Annotated in this window: 14 protein-coding genes; all 14 read left to right on the top strand. The window is 35.1% G+C overall.

Annotated features, from left to right (window positions below; translation table 11 throughout):
* The first annotated feature begins 336 nt into the window (after positions 1-336).
* On the top strand, positions 337-792 hold the full coding sequence (locus acsn021_RS16330) for a response regulator (RefSeq protein WP_330601789.1): 456 nt from the start codon (positions 337-339) through the stop codon (positions 790-792).
* A 56-nt stretch (positions 793-848) separates the two neighbouring features.
* Positions 849-2,915 carry a chemotaxis protein CheA gene (locus tag acsn021_RS16325; RefSeq protein WP_184093474.1) on the top strand — a complete coding sequence of 689 codons (2,067 nt, stop codon included), beginning with the start codon at positions 849-851 and terminating at the stop codon, positions 2,913-2,915.
* Positions 2,916-3,172: 257 nt separating this feature from the next.
* Entirely contained in the window at positions 3,173-4,855 is a 1,683-nt protein-coding gene (recN, locus tag acsn021_RS16320; RefSeq protein ID WP_184093473.1) for a DNA repair protein RecN, read from the top strand.
* Between the two features lie 237 nt (positions 4,856-5,092).
* Positions 5,093-6,388, top strand: coding sequence for a SpoIVB peptidase (gene spoIVB, locus acsn021_RS16315; protein WP_184093472.1), 1,296 nt, complete (start codon positions 5,093-5,095; stop codon positions 6,386-6,388).
* A gap of 491 nt (positions 6,389-6,879) precedes the next feature.
* Entirely contained in the window at positions 6,880-7,683 is an 804-nt protein-coding gene (gene spo0A / locus acsn021_RS16310) for a sporulation transcription factor Spo0A (protein WP_184093471.1), read from the top strand.
* 365 nt (positions 7,684-8,048) lie between these two features.
* Positions 8,049-9,491 (top strand): glycogen synthase GlgA, encoded by a 1,443-nt coding sequence (glgA, locus tag acsn021_RS16305; protein ID WP_184093470.1) that lies wholly within the window; start codon positions 8,049-8,051, stop codon positions 9,489-9,491.
* A 269-nt stretch (positions 9,492-9,760) separates the two neighbouring features.
* Complete coding sequence (locus acsn021_RS16300; RefSeq protein WP_184093469.1) at positions 9,761-9,946, top strand: hypothetical protein; 186 nt, start codon at positions 9,761-9,763, stop codon at positions 9,944-9,946.
* Positions 9,947-9,956: 10 nt separating this feature from the next.
* A complete protein-coding gene (locus acsn021_RS16295; protein WP_184093468.1) occupies positions 9,957-10,280 on the top strand; it encodes a spore coat protein in 324 nt (107 codons plus the stop codon).
* A gap of 416 nt (positions 10,281-10,696) precedes the next feature.
* On the top strand, positions 10,697-11,710 hold the full coding sequence (gene gap / locus acsn021_RS16290; RefSeq protein ID WP_184093467.1) for a type I glyceraldehyde-3-phosphate dehydrogenase: 1,014 nt from the start codon (positions 10,697-10,699) through the stop codon (positions 11,708-11,710).
* A gap of 166 nt (positions 11,711-11,876) precedes the next feature.
* Complete coding sequence (locus tag acsn021_RS16285; protein WP_184093466.1) at positions 11,877-13,070, top strand: phosphoglycerate kinase; 1,194 nt, start codon at positions 11,877-11,879, stop codon at positions 13,068-13,070.
* 93 nt (positions 13,071-13,163) lie between these two features.
* Positions 13,164-13,910 carry a triose-phosphate isomerase gene (gene tpiA / locus acsn021_RS16280; RefSeq protein ID WP_184093465.1) on the top strand — a complete coding sequence of 249 codons (747 nt, stop codon included), beginning with the start codon at positions 13,164-13,166 and terminating at the stop codon, positions 13,908-13,910.
* A 261-nt stretch (positions 13,911-14,171) separates the two neighbouring features.
* Positions 14,172-15,713, top strand: a complete 1,542-nt coding sequence (gene gpmI / locus acsn021_RS16275) for a 2,3-bisphosphoglycerate-independent phosphoglycerate mutase (protein WP_184093464.1) — start codon at positions 14,172-14,174, stop codon at positions 15,711-15,713.
* 64 nt (positions 15,714-15,777) lie between these two features.
* The gene (gene secG, locus acsn021_RS16270; protein WP_184093463.1) at positions 15,778-16,014 is read left to right on the top strand and encodes a preprotein translocase subunit SecG; all 237 of its coding nucleotides are present in this window, start codon (positions 15,778-15,780) and stop codon (positions 16,012-16,014) included.
* 232 nt (positions 16,015-16,246) lie between these two features.
* A complete protein-coding gene (gene rnr / locus acsn021_RS16265) occupies positions 16,247-18,379 on the top strand; it encodes a ribonuclease R (protein WP_184093462.1) in 2,133 nt (710 codons plus the stop codon).
* Positions 18,380-18,427: the final 48 nt, after the last annotated feature.

Below are 18,427 nucleotides of genomic sequence, written 5' to 3'. Positions count from 1 at the left end.
GTGCGGCAAACAAACGGAACGCTTAATCCAGAACATGTGATTTTCAGACACTCCCTGGAAGTGTATGTTATTGTGGTAAAAACTAAGTTCTGTAATAGTATTTCAGTCATCAGAATAAGAGGCAGAAAAATACTACTACAGAACTTTTTTAGTATGAAAGTTTAAATTTAATGGCATTTATTTTATAATTAAACAAGTATTTACAAGATATATGCGCTTACTAGAATGAATATCAATAAGATAGATGTAAGCATCTATTATATTAGATGAAGAATAGTAGTAAGATGCATGATAACAGGAGATTGGCTGTATTTTAAGGCGGCTTGATATAAGTCTATGGGAAAATCAAAAAATAGAAAGGAAGCCACTTACTATTCCTGTAGACTATCAGCAGTGGCTATATCACAGATATCTGTGAAGGGATTACTTATGAAGAGAATACTAATTGTTGACGATGCATCATTTATGAGACTGGCAATAAACGAAGCCCTTGTAAATAGTGGATTCGAAGTAGCTGGAGAAGCTGAAGACGGAAAAGAAGCCATTGAACAATATAAGCTTCTAAAGCCGGATGCCGTAACAATGGACATTACCATGCCTGTTATGTCAGGTTTAGAGGCATTAAAGGAAATCATGAAACTGGATCCCAATGCAAAAGTCTTGATGATATCAGCACTTGGGCAGGATACCCAGGTGAAGGAAGCAATATTAAACGGAGCAAAATCATTTATTGTTAAGCCGTTTCAGGAAGAGAAGGTTGTTCAGGTTTTAAATAAAATTTTAGAAAGTTAAAACATTTTACCCTGGGAGTACTTGAGTGTTAATTACTGGAAGATAAGGGGGCTGTTATGTCTGAGCAATATTCTAATGATGCTCTTCTTGAGTCATTCATATACGAAACAATACAACTGACAGAACAATTAGAGCAAACGGTAATTGCCAGTGAAGGTAAAGGTGGATTTCTGCCGGAGGAAATAAATAAAGTATTTCGAATAATGCACACTATAAAGGGTTCAGCGTCAATGATGCGATTTCAGGATATTTCGACTCTGGCTCATACAATCGAAGACGTATTCTTTATATTAAGGGAGAATTCTTCGACAAAATCAGGGGATTCTTTACTTTGTGACCTGTTGTTGGATAGTGTAGATTTTATAAAATCTGAATTAGAAAAGATAGAGAATGATATGAGGGCAGATGGAAGCTCTTCGGAAATCATTACTGCTTTAAAAAAGTATCTTACCTCTATAAAAAAGAATCAAAGAGATGCCGTAACGCACAAGAATACAGTTAATTCTGAGAATCATACTACACAATTTGTTCAGAGTAGTACAAAAAAAGTATCGAATTTTGGACAGGACGTGAAAGAGGAAGGAAATCGTTTTGAAGTAGTTATATATTTCGAAGAAAATTGCGGAATGGAACATGTCAGAGCATATGGAATAGTTCATGCACTTAAAGATATGGTGCACTCAATTACCTATCTGCCTGAGAATATTGGTACGGATGCGTCTATTGAAGCTATACAGGCAAATGGATTTCGAATAGATCTGACTTCTAACTTAGGCTATCATGCATTGCATCATTTACTTATGAGTACTGTCTTTTTAAAAGAATTAAAATTAAAGCAGCTTAATAAGTCAGCCAATGAAGATAACGGCAGTCATATAAGTGACGTATTGAATGAAACAGAGCTGACTGAAGAAAAAAATGAAACAGAAATTAGAGTTAAGAAGAAAGAACGCACAGCCTATCACAGTATGATAAGTGTAAGCGTAGCAAAACTCGATAAGCTTATGGACTTAATGGGTGAGTTGGTTATTACCGAAGCCGCGGTACTAAAAAAACTGGATATAGAGGAAATGACGTTAGACATTTTTCATAAGTCTGCAAGGCAATTAAGTAAAATAACTAGTGATTTACAGGATATTGTTATGGCGATTCGTATGCTTCCTTTATCAGTCACCTTCCACAAGATGAACCGTGTCGTAAGAGATATGAGTAAAAAACTTGAAAAAGAAGTGAATCTTATTCTAGTGGGTGAAGATACAGAGGTAGATAAAAATATTATTGAACATATCTCAGATCCTCTAATGCATTTGGTAAGAAATGCGTTAGATCATGGTATAGAGAATCCTGAGGAGAGAGTAAGTCTGGGAAAAACAGCTATTGGTACCATCACCTTAAAAGCAGAGAATTCAGGCAGTGAAGTTCTTATAACCATAAAAGATGACGGAAGAGGACTTAACAAAGATAAAATTTTAACAAAGGCGAAAAAAACCGGACTGTTAGATAAAAGGGAAAGTAATTTAACGGATAAAGAAATATATAAACTGATACTCCTTCCTGGTTTTTCCACCAAGGAAAAGAGTACAGAATTCTCCGGAAGGGGTGTTGGTATGGATGTGGTTATGAAGAATCTTGAAACCATTGGAGGCTCTTTAGGAGTTGAAAGCCGGGCTGGTGAAGGAACCACTATAACTTTAAAAATTCCTCTAACCCTTGCCGTTATGGAGGGGATGAATTTATCTGTTGGTGATTCAAACTATATAATACCAATCAATGTAATAAAGGAATCCTTCCATCCAAAGGAGGAAGATATTATATTCCATCCAAACGGGAATGATATGATAAGAATCAGGAGTAAACTGTACCCGATTTTAAGTCTTCACAAGATTTTTAATGTAAGAGCAAATGCCTTGAACTATTCCGAAGGAATATTAATAATGGTTAGCAGGGATGAAAAATCTGCATGTCTTTTTGCAGACCATCTCACTGGACAGCAGCAGGTAGTAGTAAGGGCATTGCCGGAGTATATACAAGAAGCAAGTGAGCGGAAGATTTTAGAGGGATGTACTTTACTAAGTGATGGAAGAATTAGTTTAATACTTGATATTCCTGGGTTAATATCTTAAGCACTTTCCGGATACCGGCTTGTTCCCCCAAGTCGGTTATATATGTAGAGTTCATACTCTTCACGACAATCAATCTCTTTCCTCTTTTGCTGATAAAATTTCATGTATCCTATGATAACCATATATTATTTCAAGATGGGCAAGGCTTTCTGATATAAAAAAACATTTGCGGTTTCAGTAACAATATGATATGATAAAAACAGAACATATGTTTATGGTGGTTGGAGAAGATTCAATACTGAGTAGGAGGAACAACTTTGTTACTGAATTTGCATGTGAAAAATTTTGCTATTATTGATGAAGTAGATGTAACCTTTCGGGATAATCTCAATATCTTAACTGGTGAAACCGGAGCGGGTAAATCAATTATTATTGGGTCAGTCAATGTAGCATTAGGAGGAAAAGTAAGTAAGGACATTATCCGTAAGGGTGCCGATTATGCCTTGGTAGAACTGCTTTTTCATACCGACAATGACTACATACTGAACAGAATTAAAGAATTGGACTTACCGGTAGAAGACGGGCAGATTATAATTACCCGGAAAATCATGAGCGGTAAAAGTATTAGTAAAGTAAATGGGGAGACAGTTACAGCTGCTAATTTAAAAGAAATCGCAGGACTTTTAATTGATATTCACGGACAGCATGAGCACCAGTCCCTGCTATATAAAGACAAGCACTTAGATATTATCGACCGTTTTGCTAAAGAAAATATTTATGATATTAAAAATAATCTGGAAGTTGAATACCGTAAATATATTGATATCGGTAACAGTCTAAAAGAATTAAAAATAGATGAAGACAAACGACTTAGAGAAATGTCTTTTTTAGAATATGAAATTAACGAAATCAAAAATGCTGCCCTGAAGTCAGGAGAAGACGAAATACTGACAGCAGATTATAAAAAATTTTCTAATGCAAAAACAATCGCGGAAGGCTTAAATCAGGTTTACGATTTAATCGGATATGAGAATTTAAGCTCTGCAGGAAATAATATTGGACGCAGCGTAAAACAACTGTCCAGACTGACAGAGTATGATGAGACAATTAAAGGCTTCTACAGCCAGATTATGGACATTGAGACGTTGGTGAATGATTTTAACCGTGATCTGTCAGACTATATTGCAGATATTAACGGATACGAAGATGATTTTACAATAACGGAACAAAGATTGAACTTAGTAAATCATTTAAAAGCAAAATATGGAAGTAGTATTGAAGAGATATTACAATACCTAAAGTCAAGAGAAGAAAAATTAACCCAGTATGAAAATTATGAAGAAACGTTATCAGCTTTAAATCTTGAGTATGTAAAACAGGAAGAAAAGGTAAGAAAGTTATCTGAACAATTGTCAGTAATTCGGCAAGAAAAATCTAAAGAACTTGCTTCTAAAATTAAAGAAGCATTAATAGATTTGAATTTTTTAGAAGTTAAATTTGAAATAATTTTCCGCTATACCGGGCATTATACAGGTAATGGTTATGACGATGCAGAATTTATCATATCGACTAATCCCGGAGAAGAGCTAAAGCCTTTATCTAAGGTAGCTTCCGGTGGTGAATTATCAAGAATTATGCTGGCTATTAAGTCAGTACTAGCTCATAAAGATGAAATAAATACCTTGATTTTTGACGAAATAGATGTTGGAGTAAGTGGAAGAACTGCACAGAAAGTATCCGAAAAACTATCTATGATAGCAGATAAACATCAGATTCTATGTATTACACATCTTCCTCAAATAGCGGCAATGGCTGATGCCCATTATATTATAGAAAAGCAATCCGATGGAATAACGACTCATACATCTATACGAAGTTTAAAAGAAAAGGAATCAGTTGAAGAAATTGCAAGAATTTTAGGTGGAGCCAAAATCACCGATACCGTCATACAAAGTGCAGAAGAAATGAAAGAACTGGCAAAAAGAACTAAAAAATACTAGTTTGAAAATTAATTAAATACACATACTATCAGTAGATAATATTTAAGGATATACACTCCGGTGTATATCCTTTTTTATGTTTAATATAAGAATTTTCTAGTATCAAAAACGTATTCATGGCATAAAAACAGCACTTCATGAATTCGTTCAGCGCGGAGAATGTGTGTCAAGACACATTCATCGTACGTTCTTTCATAACTGTATTAAATAGCGATAACGCAAGATGGGAGCCAACTTATGAATAGAAAGTCTATATATCGAAAAATCCTAATTCTGGTTTTCTGTATCAACCTAGTAGTTTTACTATATTTTACTTACAGGGAACTGGATAATAGTATACCTGATACCATACGAATTATGGTCGGAAAAGATGAAGCTTTCGATTTTAACCTTCCAATTGAAGGAAATCTGACTGCCTCAGAAGAGGATATTGGTGTAATCAGTGTAAATAATAAAAAAGTACCGACGAATCAGCTTAAATTAGACTTAAATAAACCATTTTCTTTAAAATCTACTGAAACCGGAAAATATGTTATAAATTTAAAGCTTTTTGGTTTTCTAACTTTTAAACAAGTGGAATTGGGGGTAATTGATACTCAAGAACTAATACCATGTGGTAATCCAATTGGTATCTATGTGGAAACAGATGGAGTAATGGTATTGGGAACCGGTGTTATTAATGGAGCGGATGGACTCAATTATGAACCGGCACTAAATAAGCTTAAAACCGGTGACTATATTACAGGTATAAATGATAGTATCATAAGGAACAAGGAAGATTTAATCAAAGCCATACAAGAATGTGATGGAAAAGACCTCAAAATAAATATTCGCAGAGAGAACAAAACAACGCATTTTGTTATAAAACCTATTAAAACTGCGGATGGCGAATATAAAATAGGAGCCTGGATAAGGGATAATACACAAGGTATTGGCACCTTGACCTTTATTACTCAGGAAGGTGATTTTGGAGCTCTCGGACATGGAATAACGGATATTGATACCAGCCTTATTATGGAAATAGAAAAAGGATATTTATATTCCGCTGATATTATGACTATAGTAAAAGGAAAAAATGGTGTACCCGGTGAACTTATTGGATTGATTAATCAAAATGAAGGTGATAAAATCGGTGATATCAATAAAAACACAAGTCAGGGAATCTTTGGAACTGTAAGTAATAACTATGTAACTGCTAATCATATAAAAGCCATACCTGTGGGATTAAAACAGGAAATAGAAATAGGACCAGCCACAATTTTAAGTTGTGTAGACAATGAAGTCAAAGAATATAAGATTCAGATTGAAAAGATTGACCTAAATAGCCAGAGTCCTAATAAAGGAATGGTTATTAAGATAACCGATGAAAAACTTCTGGAAATGACAGGAGGTATAGTTCAAGGCATGAGTGGCAGTCCCATAATTCAGAGTGGTAAAATAATTGGCGCGGTTACACACGTATTTATACAGGATTCTACCAAAGGTTACGGTACATTTATTGAAAATATGATTAATAACTTAGAAGATAATTAAATCTATTAAATTATCGACGGAAAACAAAAGGATTCATAAAAAAATGCTATGAAAGTCCATTTTACTCAAACACATTTGCTGACAATTATGCAAAATAGTATATATTACTTAATAATTGCTTAAAGACCATTGGCTTCATGTCGTAAATTGCGATAAGAAACAATTGATAATATGGAAATAAATGTATATAATGCAAATATGGTAAGTTTTTACAAATTAAAAAATATCAAAATTTAGTGCTGTTGTTACATGCTAAAAAATAATGTAAAAGCTGACTGTATTTTGCAGGTATATACTATAACTTAGTAAAATGTATCAAAATAATGGAAAAAAATATGGAAAATATTGACTAGGGCATTTTAACGAGTTATAATGTAGTACGGATGAATCATATTTTTGGAATGAAAAAAGAAAAAGGAGGATAAAACATTATTAAAAATTAAAAGAAATAAAAAATACCGTAACAGGTAATATTTTGGGAGGAAATCAACGTGGGTAAGATTAATGTAGCAATTGTGGATGATAATGAAAGAATCGTAAAATTATTAGAAGAGATTCTCAAAGGAGATTCCGATATCGAAGTAGTGGGTACTTCTGAAAACGGAATTGACGCACTGGACATGATTAAAGAAAAGAAACCAGATGTAGTTTTACTAGACTTAATAATGCCTAAATTAGATGGGTTGGGTGTTATGGAAAAAGTCAGATTAGATGATTCTTTTAAGAAAACACCTGCATTTATAGTTATTACAGCTATCGGTCAGGAAGGTGTTACAGAAAATGCTTTTGAACTTGGTGCAAGTTATTATATCATGAAGCCATTCGATAACAATATGGTTTTAACTAGGATTAAACAAATCCGCGGGGATATACATAATAACAAACTAATTGATAATCATCGGGTAAGTGCTTACGAAAGCAAAGATGATTACAAGGAAAGAAATCTAGAGTCTGATGTTACAAATATAATCCATGAAATTGGTGTCCCTGCACATATTAAAGGATACCAGTACCTAAGAGATGCAATTATGATGTCGGTAAATGATAATGAAATGCTTAATTCCATTACAAAATTACTGTATCCGTCTATTGCAAAAAGACATAAGACAACACCTAGCCGGGTTGAGCGGGCAATCAGACACGCAATAGAAGTAGCGTGGAGCAGAGGAAAAATGGACACAATCGATGAGCTATTCGGTTATACGGTTAGTAATGGCAAAGGAAAGCCTACTAACTCAGAATTCGTTGCCTTAATTGCAGATAAAATAAGGTTAGAATATAAATTAAGAGCATAACAGCTTAAAAAAACTTTTAATTGTTATATATAGCGGGTCTGACTCAAGTTGTATAGTGACATTTATGGAAAACCATGAATGAGTATACAGCTTGTAGTCAGACCCGTATTCAGTGTATGAGATATAATGAAAACAATGATTCTATTCATATGAAAAATTGCATAATAGTTAAAAACCGGCTTTAACAATAGACTTTATATAAAACAATAATCAAATATGAGGATGAAAAATCATACCATGGGTAAAAATAGTATCAAGAGTGGTAATAAAACGTTATTTGTTAAAGTAAGGAAATCCAGGATAGAAATATACAGAAAGGATGCCGTGACAGAATAGAAGCACCTCGTATACGGCTGAGTGTATTTATGATTAGAATACTTTATGTATCCTCAGAATGTGTACCATTTATAAAAACCGGAGGTTTGGCTGATGTAGTGGGAGCGCTGCCGAAATATGTGGATAAGAACAAGTATGATATTCGGGTAATGCTGCCGATGTTCAAAATAATTCCAAAAGAGTTAAAAGAAAAAATGGTATATAAAACCCAATTCTATATGGAGTTAGCCTGGAGAAGCCAGTATGTTGGAGTTTTTGAAGCGGAGGTAGCAGGAATTCATTTTTACTTCATTGATAATGAATACTATTTTAACGGGCATACCCCTTATGGGAATATTTATGAAGATGTAGAAAAATTTGCGTATTTTTGTAAGGCTTGCTTGTCTGCGTTGCCACTAATCGGCTTTCAGCCTGATATACTTCATTGCCATGATTGGCAGACCGGTTTAATTCCGGTCTATCACAAAGACTCCTTTATAAGAGGAGATTATTTTAAGAACATGAAATCCATAATGACGATACATAATTTTAAGTATCAAGGAGTTTGGGACGTAAAAACAGTAAAAGACATTACAGGGTTACCTGATTCGTACTTTACCCCGGATAAACTGGAAGCCTACGGAGCTGCCAATTATCTAAAAGGAGGTATTGTCTACGCGGACAGAGTGACAACCGTAAGCAAAACCTATGCCAAGGAAATAAAAACTCCCTTCTATGGAGAAGGGTTGGATGGACTTATGCGGGCAAAGGCAAGACAGATTTTTGGAATACTCAATGGAATTGATTATGATGAGTACAATCCGGAAACAGATATTTATTTATACTACAAGTACAATACAAAGAATTATAGAAAAGAAAAACCAAAAAACAAAAGAAATATACAAAAGGAGCTGGGTCTGCCTATGGATGAGAAGAAATTTCTTATCGGAATTGTATCGAGGCTGACAGACCAGAAAGGGTTAGATTTAATAGATTACATCATGGAAGAATTATGCACAGAAGATACTCAGTTAATCGTATTAGGAACCGGAGATATGCGGTACGAAAATATGTTTCGGCATTATAACTGGAAGTATCCGGATAGGGTCTCGTCTCATATATTTTATTCAGATGAACTGGCACATAAAATATACGGCTCCTGTGATAGTTTTCTAATGCCTTCTTTATTTGAGCCATGTGGTTTAAGCCAACTCATTAGCTTACGATATGGGACAGTTCCAATTGTAAGGGAAACAGGTGGATTACAGGATACTATAGAGCCTTACAATGAGTTTGAAAGTACAGGAACCGGTTTTAGCTTTCATAATTACAATGCACATGAAATGTTACACAGTATCCGTTACGCGAAAGATATATTTTTTCATAAAAAAAGAGAATGGAATAAAATCATTGATAGAGGGATGGCAAAAGACTTTTCCTGGAATTATGCGGTAAAACAATATGAAGAGCTATATACCAGTCTATTATCATAAGATATATGCACCAGATTATCATATTCAAAAATTAACAAAAAAACCACTTTAAGATTCAAAAAAATCTGCATAATAAACGTCCTCCTAAGTCATAATATTCTTAGATAAAAGCTTAGATAACAAATTCATCTGCCTTTATCTGAATCACTTACTATAGAAAAAATTCTTTTAAGTAATTTGATAAGGATTACTTCGTAAGAGTTTAAGCAATTGCTTTAAGAATTTTTCTGTATAAAATTCTATGGAAATATGAATTAAGGAGGACAAACATGAGTAATTTATCAAAAATGGACGTACAGAATTTAAGACACCTCTTGTTATTTGGTGAAACTGATAGGGAAAAATACAAAACCTATGCAGAAAATTGCACAGATCCTTATGTAAAGCAATTCTTCCAAAAAGAAGTACAATCAGCAGAGCAAAAGAAACAGACATTAATACAGTTCTTACAATAGGAGGCCGAATATGCAAGAAAAAATGATGGTAACAGATGCCTTAAATTCTATTAACGCAGGCTTAAAAAGCTTAGCTGATATGATTTCACAGACAGAAGACCAGCAGTTAAGACAAACATTAGTGCAAATGCGTAATGGTGCTGAAACCTGCCAGCAGGAGTTATACACTATCGCAAAGAGTAAAAATTACTATCAGCCAGCTCAGAAAGCAACACAGGAAGAAATCATGAGCGTTAAGGAATTAGTAAATACCTTGACAAGCCAGTCAGGACAGGCCAGTCAAGGGGGACAGGCTGGATTATCCGGTCAGCACGGACAGAATCATATGAGATAATCTATTAATTCGGAAGTTTTCTCTTACTACTTTTTGTGGTATGAGAAAACGCTCCGAATTATTTATAATTAGTGAAAATTATAAGTATATGTTATAAAATGTACACACTGAATTTGGACAAGATAAAAGATTTATATAGCAAATACTAAAATACAAAATTTAACAGAAGTTTTGCACAAAGAATCTTTCGTTTGCTCTGCTTTTATGTTCTATCTATGAATATTGCATGAAATATATATTTTGCACTTGATATTTTTATCTAAAAAAGGTAAAATAAGATAGTGTTTGAGAATTTTTTGTCAATCATAATTTTGGTTAATAGCTGTCTTTAATACATATAACAGTTGTCACAGCCTTCCGTTTATGTGAATTCTGGCAGCATATTATAAAATTAACAATTAGGAGGAATTAAAATCATGGCAGTAAAAGTAGCAATTAATGGTTTTGGACGTATTGGACGTCTTGCATTCAGACAAATGTTTGGAGCAGAAGGTTATGAAGTTGTAGCTATCAACGATTTAACTAACCCTAAAATGCTTGCACATTTATTAAAATATGATACAGCACAGGGAAGATACGCTTTAGCAGATAAAGTAGAAGCAAAAGAATCTTCCATCGTAGTTGACGGAAAAGAAATTAAAATCTATGCAGAAAAAAATGCAGCAGATCTTCCTTGGGGAGAAATCGGTGTAGACGTAGTTCTTGAGTGTACAGGTTTCTATGTATCTAAAGCTAAATCTCAGGCACATATCGATGCTGGTGCTAAGAAGGTTGTTATTTCCGCTCCAGCTGGTGATGATCTTCCTACAATCGTATTTGGTGTAAATGAAAAAACATTAACATCTTCCGATACTATCATCTCTGCAGCATCCTGTACAACAAACTGTTTAGCTCCTATGGCTTATACATTAAATAATCTTGTAGAAGTTGAAAAAGGTTTCATGACTACAATTCACTCATATACTGGTGATCAGATGACATTAGATGGTCCTCATCCTAAGGGTGATTTAAGAAGAGCTCGTGCAGCTGCTGAAAACATTGTACCTAACTCAACTGGTGCAGCAAAAGCAATCGGTCTTGTTATTCCTGAATTATCCGGTAAATTAGATGGAGCAGCTCAGCGTGTACCTACTCCTACCGGTTCTATTACTGAATTAGTAGCAGTAGTTAAAGGCAAAGTATCTAAAGATGACGTTAATGCAGCTATGAAAGCAGCAGCGAATCCTTCTTTCGGATACACAGAAGAAGAATTAGTATCTTCCGATATCATCGGTATTTCTGAAGGTTCTTTATTCGATGGAACACAGACAAAAGTAACGCCTCTTGATGGGGACAAGACTTTAGTTAAAGTTGTTGCTTGGTATGACAACGAAAATTCTTACACAAGTCAGATGGTAAGAACAATTAAATATTTTGCTGAATTAGCTTAATTTTTAAAGTTTAAAATATATCATATTGATCCTTAATGGGTCCGGTCTTTGTGAATAAAGTCGAGGAACGTTAACCGAACCCTCCTTGACTGTTATTCCAAGGCCGGATTTTTTTATTAAGAGATTCTAGAAGTAAAATGAAAAGTGATTGAAAGGAGTAACACAGATGCTTAACAAGAAATCAGTAGATGATATCAATGTAAAAGGCAAAAGAGTGTTAGTTAGATGTGATTTTAATGTTCCTTTACAGGAAGGAAGAATTACAGATGAAAACCGTCTGGTTGCAGCACTGCCTACAATTAAGAAGTTAATAAACGATGGAGGAAAGGTTATTCTTTGCTCCCATCTTGGTAAGCCAAAGGGTGAGCCTAAACCTGAATTATCTTTAGCTCCCGTAGCAGTAAGATTACAGGAATTATTAGGACAGACTGTTACTTTTGCAGCAGATGCCAATGTAGTTGGAGAAAATGCAAAAACTGCTGTAGCGGTAATGAAAGACGGAGAAGTGGTGCTTCTTGAAAATACTCGTTACAGAGCAGAGGAAACAAAAAATGTTGATTCCTTCAGTGAAGATTTAGCATCCATCTGTGATATATTTGTTAATGATGCTTTTGGTACTGCCCACAGAGCACATTGTTCTAATGTAGGAGTTACCAAATACGTAGATACTGCTGTGGTTGGGTATTTAATGCAGAAAGAAATCGATTTCTTAGGAAATGCAGTTAATACTCCTGAAAGACCTTTTGTAGCAATCCTTGGCGGTTCTAAAGTATCTAGCAAAATATCAGTTATCAATAATTTACTAGATAAAGTTGACACCTTAATCATTGGTGGGGGTATGTCCTATACCTTTATGAAAGCAATGGGTGAAGAAGTAGGTAAATCCTTATTAGAGGCAGATTACCTTGACTACGCAAAAGAAATGATTGAAAAAGCAAAAGCAAAAGGTGTTAATTTATTAATCCCTGTGGATTCTGTAGTTGCAAAAGAATTCTCAAATGATGCTGAATTCAAAACTGTTGAACAGGGTGGAATTGAACCGGAATGGCTTGGTCTTGATATCGGTGAAAAAACACAGGCTTTATACGCTGATGCCATTAAGAATGCGAAGACAGTTGTTTGGAATGGACCTATGGGTGTATTCGAAATGCCTAATTTTGCAAAAGGAACGATTGCTGTTGCTAAAGTTTTATCAGAAATCGATGCTATCACTATTATCGGTGGTGGTGACTCAGCAGCGGCTGTTAATATCTTAGGCTTCGGAGATAAGATGACTCATATTTCAACTGGTGGTGGTGCTTCTCTTGAATTCTTGGAGGGAAAAGAACTTCCAGGTGTAGCAGCAGCTAACGATAAATAAGATATTAAGAAGGGACAGGTAAGTGGTGTTATGCGGATTACCGTCCCTTTTTCAGGTTCAATCTAAATTAACAATATTTAAAGGAGAAAAGCGATGCGCAGAAAAATTATTGCGGGAAACTGGAAGATGAATAAAACTCCAAGCGAAACCGTTACATTAATCAATGAATTGAAACCTTTAGTGGCAACAGAGGAAGCGGATGTAATATTTTGCGTTCCTGCCATTTCTTTAACTACAGCAATCGAAGCAGCAAAAGGTACTAATATCAATATTGGTGCAGAAAATATGCACTATGAAGAAAACGGTGCTTATACAGGAGAAATTGCTCCTGGAATGTTAGATGATATCGGAGTAAAATATGTTATCATCGGTCACTCTGAAAGAAGAGAATACTTTGGCGAAACAGACGAAACTGTAAATAAAAAAGTATTAAAAGCATTTGAACATGGAATTACTCCAATTATCTGCTGTGGTGAATCATTAACTCAAAGAGAACAAGGTGTAACAATTGATTTCATTCGTCAGCAGATTAAGATTGCTTTCCTTGGCGTTAATGCTGATCAGGCAAAAGCAGCAGTGATTGCATATGAACCAATCTGGGCAATCGGAACTGGTAAAGTTGCAACTACGGAACAGGCACAAGAAGTATGTAAAGCCATTCGTGATTGTATTGCAGAAATTTATGATACTGCGACTGCTGCAAATATTCGTATTCAGTACGGCGGCAGTGTAACAGCTGCAAGTGCTGCGGAATTATTTTCACAGCCTGACATCGATGGTGGTTTAGTAGGCGGTGCCAGCTTAAAACCTGATTTCGGCAAAATCGTAAACTATAAATAAAGCATTTACAATATCTTATATAGGGTGCAGAACCCTATATAAGAATTCAAAACTGGCTTCTAAAGTTTCGTTCTTTATACCGATTGATGTAAAGAAACTTAACTGGACATTTGTATATTAAGTCAGTATAATAACATATATAATGAAAATGGAAGGTTGAAGGAAATACAGTAAAAGAAAGGATTGCCACATAAGAATTCTTTCAGCCTTTGTAATTGTGGCAGTGGTACAGAATAAGTGGTATCAGGCAAGGTGACTATTATGAGTAAAAAACCTACAGTATTAATGATATTAGATGGCTATGGATTAAATGAAAAAACAGAAGGAAATGCTATTAAATTAGCAAAAACTCCTGTAATGGATAAAATTATGGCGGATTATCCTTTTGTGAAAGGCTACGCAAGCGGTATGGCAGTGGGTTTACCGGAAGGTCAGATGGGTAATTCCGAAGTTGGACATTTAAATATGGGTGCCGGAAGAATTATCTATCAGGAATTAACAAGAATTACAAAAGAAATCCAGGATGGAGATTTCTTTAAAAACGAAGCTTTACTTAAAGCAATAGATAATTGTAAGAAAAATAATTCGGACCTTCATCTCTACGGACTGTTGTCTGATGGTGGTGTGCACAGCCATATTACACATTTATATGGTTTATTGGAGCTGGCTAAAAAAGAAGGCGTACAGAAGGTATATATTCATGCCTTTTTAGACGGTAGAGATACAGCACCTACTTCCGGCAAAGGATTTGCAGAAGCTCTGACTAAAAAATGTGAAGAACTTGGTGTTGGTAAAATTGCAACTGTTATGGGACGTTATTATGTAATGGACCGTGATAACAGATGGGATAGAGTAGAAAAAGCATACAGAGCAATTGCATTTGGTGAAGGTGCGACAGCAGAAGATGCAGTAGCAGCAATTCAAGCTTCTTATGATGAAAATGTAAATGATGAGTTCGTAGTACCTACTGTAATTATAGAGAATGGGAAGCCAGTAGCTACGGTTAAGGAAAATGACTCAGTAATCTTCTTTAATTTCAGACCAGACCGTGCAAGGGAAATCACCAGAGCATTTTGTGATGAAAAGTTCGAAGGATTTGCCAGAGAAAACAGAATACCACTTACTTACGTATGCTTCTCTGAATATGATGTAACAATTCCAAATAAAATAGTGGCATTCCATAAAGTATCTATTGATAAAACGTTTGGTCAATTTTTAGCTGAAAATAACTTAAAACAGTTAAGACTAGCAGAAACCGAAAAATATGCCCATGTAACCTTCTTCTTTAATGGTGGTGTCGAAGTACCCAATACAGGTGAAGAGAGAGTATTAGTAAAATCACCCAATGTTGCAACTTATGATTTACAGCCTGAAATGAGTGCATATGCGGTAGCTGATAACTTGGTAGAAGCAATTAAATCCTTAAAATATGATGTAATCATTGTAAACTTTGCGAATCCGGATATGGTTGGTCACACTGGCATAGAAAATGCAGCAGTGAAAGCAGTAGAAGCGATAGATGAGTGTGTAGGGAAGTCTTTAGAAGCATTACTTTCCGTTGATGGACAAATGTTTATTTGTGCAGATCATGGTAATGTAGAGCAGTTGATAGACTATATAACTGGTGAGCCTTTAACAGCTCATACCACCAATCCGGTACCTTTTATCCTGGTTAACTATGACAAAGAGTTTACATTAAAAGAAGGTGGTTGTCTTGCTGATATCGCACCTACCATGATTGAGATGATGGGTCTTACAAAACCGGTTGAAATGACAGGGAAATCCCTTCTAATTAAAAAATAAACAAATAAGTTGAATTCTCAGTAAATTTATGTTATTATTAAAGTAATGCTTAGGAGGTGTGATGATGGAAGTAGTTAAAATAATCGTAACCGTAGTATACGTTATAGTTTGTGTTGCATTAGCGGCAATCGTATTAATGCAGGAAGGTAAATCTGCTGGACTGACAGGTTCAATCAGTGGTGTTGCTGATACTTATTGGGGTAAGAACAAAGGAAGATCTATGGAAGGTGCTTTAGAGAAGTCCACAAAGTTCCTTGCAGCAGGTTTCATCCTTCTTTCCATCGTGCTTAATATATTATAAAGAATACATGCATTCTTAAAATGCGCTGCTATTGTCTGATACTGTGACAAGGCAGCGTATTTTTTATGTTTTATTCTAGCTTATATAAAATTTTTATTTGAAAATAAACAATGTTTTCATAGGAATCTATAAAAAAATTGTACTAATTATAGGAGAAATATGGTATACTAAAGTTAAACGCATTTTTAAAACTTTCCTATACATCCGTCGAAACGAAACTAATGGAGGCAGAATGGATAAATATATATTGGAAGAGAAAAAAAGAATATTGATAGATTTTATTAACAGTAAAGAGTACCAACCGATGAAGTTGAAAGAAATCGGAACAGTATTGCAGGTACCCAGAAATGAAAAGCAGGATTTGCGAGAGACTCTGGAATCTTTGCTATCAGAAGGGAAGATAGAGGTTGATAATGCGGGGCGGTACAAGTTAGCAGATGCCAGCACCAAAACCGGTATCTTTAATGGAACCCAAAGAGGTTATGGCTTTGTTGTGATAGAAGGTGAACCCGATGATATTTTTATACCGGAGAATGCTACTAAAGGTGCCCTTCATAACGACAAGGTAATGGTAAGTGTGAAGCGGGATAAAACCGGAAAGCGCCAAGAGGGTGAAATTATACGTATTCTGGAGCGAGCTAACAGCATTGTAGTTGGTACCTTTGAAAAAAGTAAAAACTATGGATTTGTTATTGCAGATAATCAAAAATTCGGTAAGGATATCTTTATACAAAAAGAGCATACCAAGGGGGCTGTTAATGGTCATAAGGTAGTGGTTCAATTGACAAATTACGGGGATCGGGATAAAAATCCGGAAGGAAAAGTAATAGAAATTCTGGGGCATATGAATGACCCGGGAGTTGATATTAAGTCAGTAATCTTGGCATATAATCTTCCACAGGAATTTCCAGAGGAAGTCATGGAGCAGGTGGAACATGTGGAGGATGAAATTAATCCAAATGAGATAACTGGCAGAAAAGACATTAGAAATCTTCCAACAGTGACTATAGATGGAGAAGATGCGAAGGATTTAGATGATGCCATAACTCTTTCAAGAGAAAATGGTATCTATCATCTCGGAGTTCATATAGCGGATGTAACGCATTATGTAACAGAAAACTCCCCACTAGATAAAGAAGCGCTAAAACGAGGTACCAGTGTTTATTTGGTGGACCGTGTTATACCAATGCTTCCCCATAAACTTTCAAATGGAATATGTTCTTTAAATGCAGGAACAGACAGGCTTGCTTTAAGTTGCTTTATGGATATTGACGAAAAAGGTAATGTAGTTGGTCATGAAATTGCAGAAACCGTAATCCAGGTAAATAAGCGGATGACTTATACCAGTGTAAAAAAGATTCTTGAAGATAAGGATGAGGAAGAAAGAAAACAATATGAAGAATATGTCCCCATCTTTGAACTTATGCTTGAATTAGCAGATATTTTAAGGGAAAAACGTAGAAAAAGAGGCTCAATTGATTTTGATTTTCCGGAAAGCAAGATAAGATTAGATGAAAAAGGACGTCCGATTGAAATCAATCCTTATGAAAGAAATAAGGCAACAAAAATAATTGAAGACTTTATGTTACTTGCGAATGAAACTGTTGCAGAGGATTTTTTCTGGCAGGAGCTTCCCTTTGTATACCGCAGTCATGAGAATCCGGATTCTGATAAGATTAAACAACTGGGCATTTTTATTAACAACTTCGGTTATAGTATAAAAGTAAGTCAGGAGGAGATTCACCCGAAAGAATTACAGAAGTTATTAATAAAAATAGACAACACTCCCGAGGAAGCACTAATCAGCCGATTAACCCTTCGTTCTATGAAACGGGCAAAATATACGGCTTCCAGTGATGGACATTTTGGATTGGCAACAAAATATTATTGTCATTTTACATCCCCTATCAGAAGATATCCCGATTTACAGATACACAGAATTATTAAGGAAAATCTTCATGGTAAGTTAAATGAAAAAAGAGTGAATCATTATTATAAAATCGTTCCTGACGTTGCAAGGCAGTCAAGCCTAATGGAAAGACGTGCAGATGACGCAGAGCGGGATGTAGAAAAGCTGAAAAAAGTTGAATATATGAGCCAGTTTATCGGAGAGGTTTTTGAGGGAGTTATATCAGGACTTACTAATTGGGGTTTGTATGTGGAATTACCGAATACGGTAGAAGGAATGGTAAGAGTTTCTGAAATGCAGGATGATTATTATATTTATGATGAAGAACACTACACCATGATAGGAGAACATACAAGAAAAACGTATAAGCTGGGCGAAAAAGTTAAGGTAGAGGTTGTCGGAACCGATAAACTTTTAAAAACAATCGATTTTGAATTTGTTGACGAGGAAGAGTAGTTTTAAGGAATAATAAGGAATTATGAATTGATAAGGGGTTATCAATTG

The sequence above is a fragment of the Anaerocolumna cellulosilytica genome (assembly GCF_014218335.1).
GTDB lineage: Bacteria > Bacillota > Clostridia > Lachnospirales > Lachnospiraceae > Anaerocolumna > Anaerocolumna cellulosilytica.
This window is presented reverse-complemented; position numbering and strand designations above follow the sequence as displayed.

Bases quoted from the DNA above. Each gene is read 5' to 3' on its own strand.
- acsn021_RS16330 (WP_330601789.1), top strand. From the start codon at position 337: ATGGGAAAATCAAAAAATAGAAAGGAAGCCACTTACTATTCCTGTAGA.
- secG (WP_184093463.1), top strand. From the start codon at position 15,778: ATGGAAGTAGTTAAAATAATCGTAACCGTAGTATACGTTATAGTTTGT.
- acsn021_RS16325 (WP_184093474.1), top strand. From the start codon at position 849: ATGTCTGAGCAATATTCTAATGATGCTCTTCTTGAGTCATTCATATAC.
- spoIVB (WP_184093472.1), top strand. From the start codon at position 5,093: ATGAATAGAAAGTCTATATATCGAAAAATCCTAATTCTGGTTTTCTGT.
- gap (WP_184093467.1), top strand. From the start codon at position 10,697: ATGGCAGTAAAAGTAGCAATTAATGGTTTTGGACGTATTGGACGTCTT.
- tpiA (WP_184093465.1), top strand. From the start codon at position 13,164: ATGCGCAGAAAAATTATTGCGGGAAACTGGAAGATGAATAAAACTCCA.
- gpmI (WP_184093464.1), top strand. From the start codon at position 14,172: ATGAGTAAAAAACCTACAGTATTAATGATATTAGATGGCTATGGATTA.
- acsn021_RS16300 (WP_184093469.1), top strand. From the start codon at position 9,761: ATGAGTAATTTATCAAAAATGGACGTACAGAATTTAAGACACCTCTTG.
- acsn021_RS16285 (WP_184093466.1), top strand. From the start codon at position 11,877: ATGCTTAACAAGAAATCAGTAGATGATATCAATGTAAAAGGCAAAAGA.
- acsn021_RS16295 (WP_184093468.1), top strand. From the start codon at position 9,957: ATGCAAGAAAAAATGATGGTAACAGATGCCTTAAATTCTATTAACGCA.
- rnr (WP_184093462.1), top strand. From the start codon at position 16,247: ATGGATAAATATATATTGGAAGAGAAAAAAAGAATATTGATAGATTTT.
- glgA (WP_184093470.1), top strand. From the start codon at position 8,049: ATGATTAGAATACTTTATGTATCCTCAGAATGTGTACCATTTATAAAA.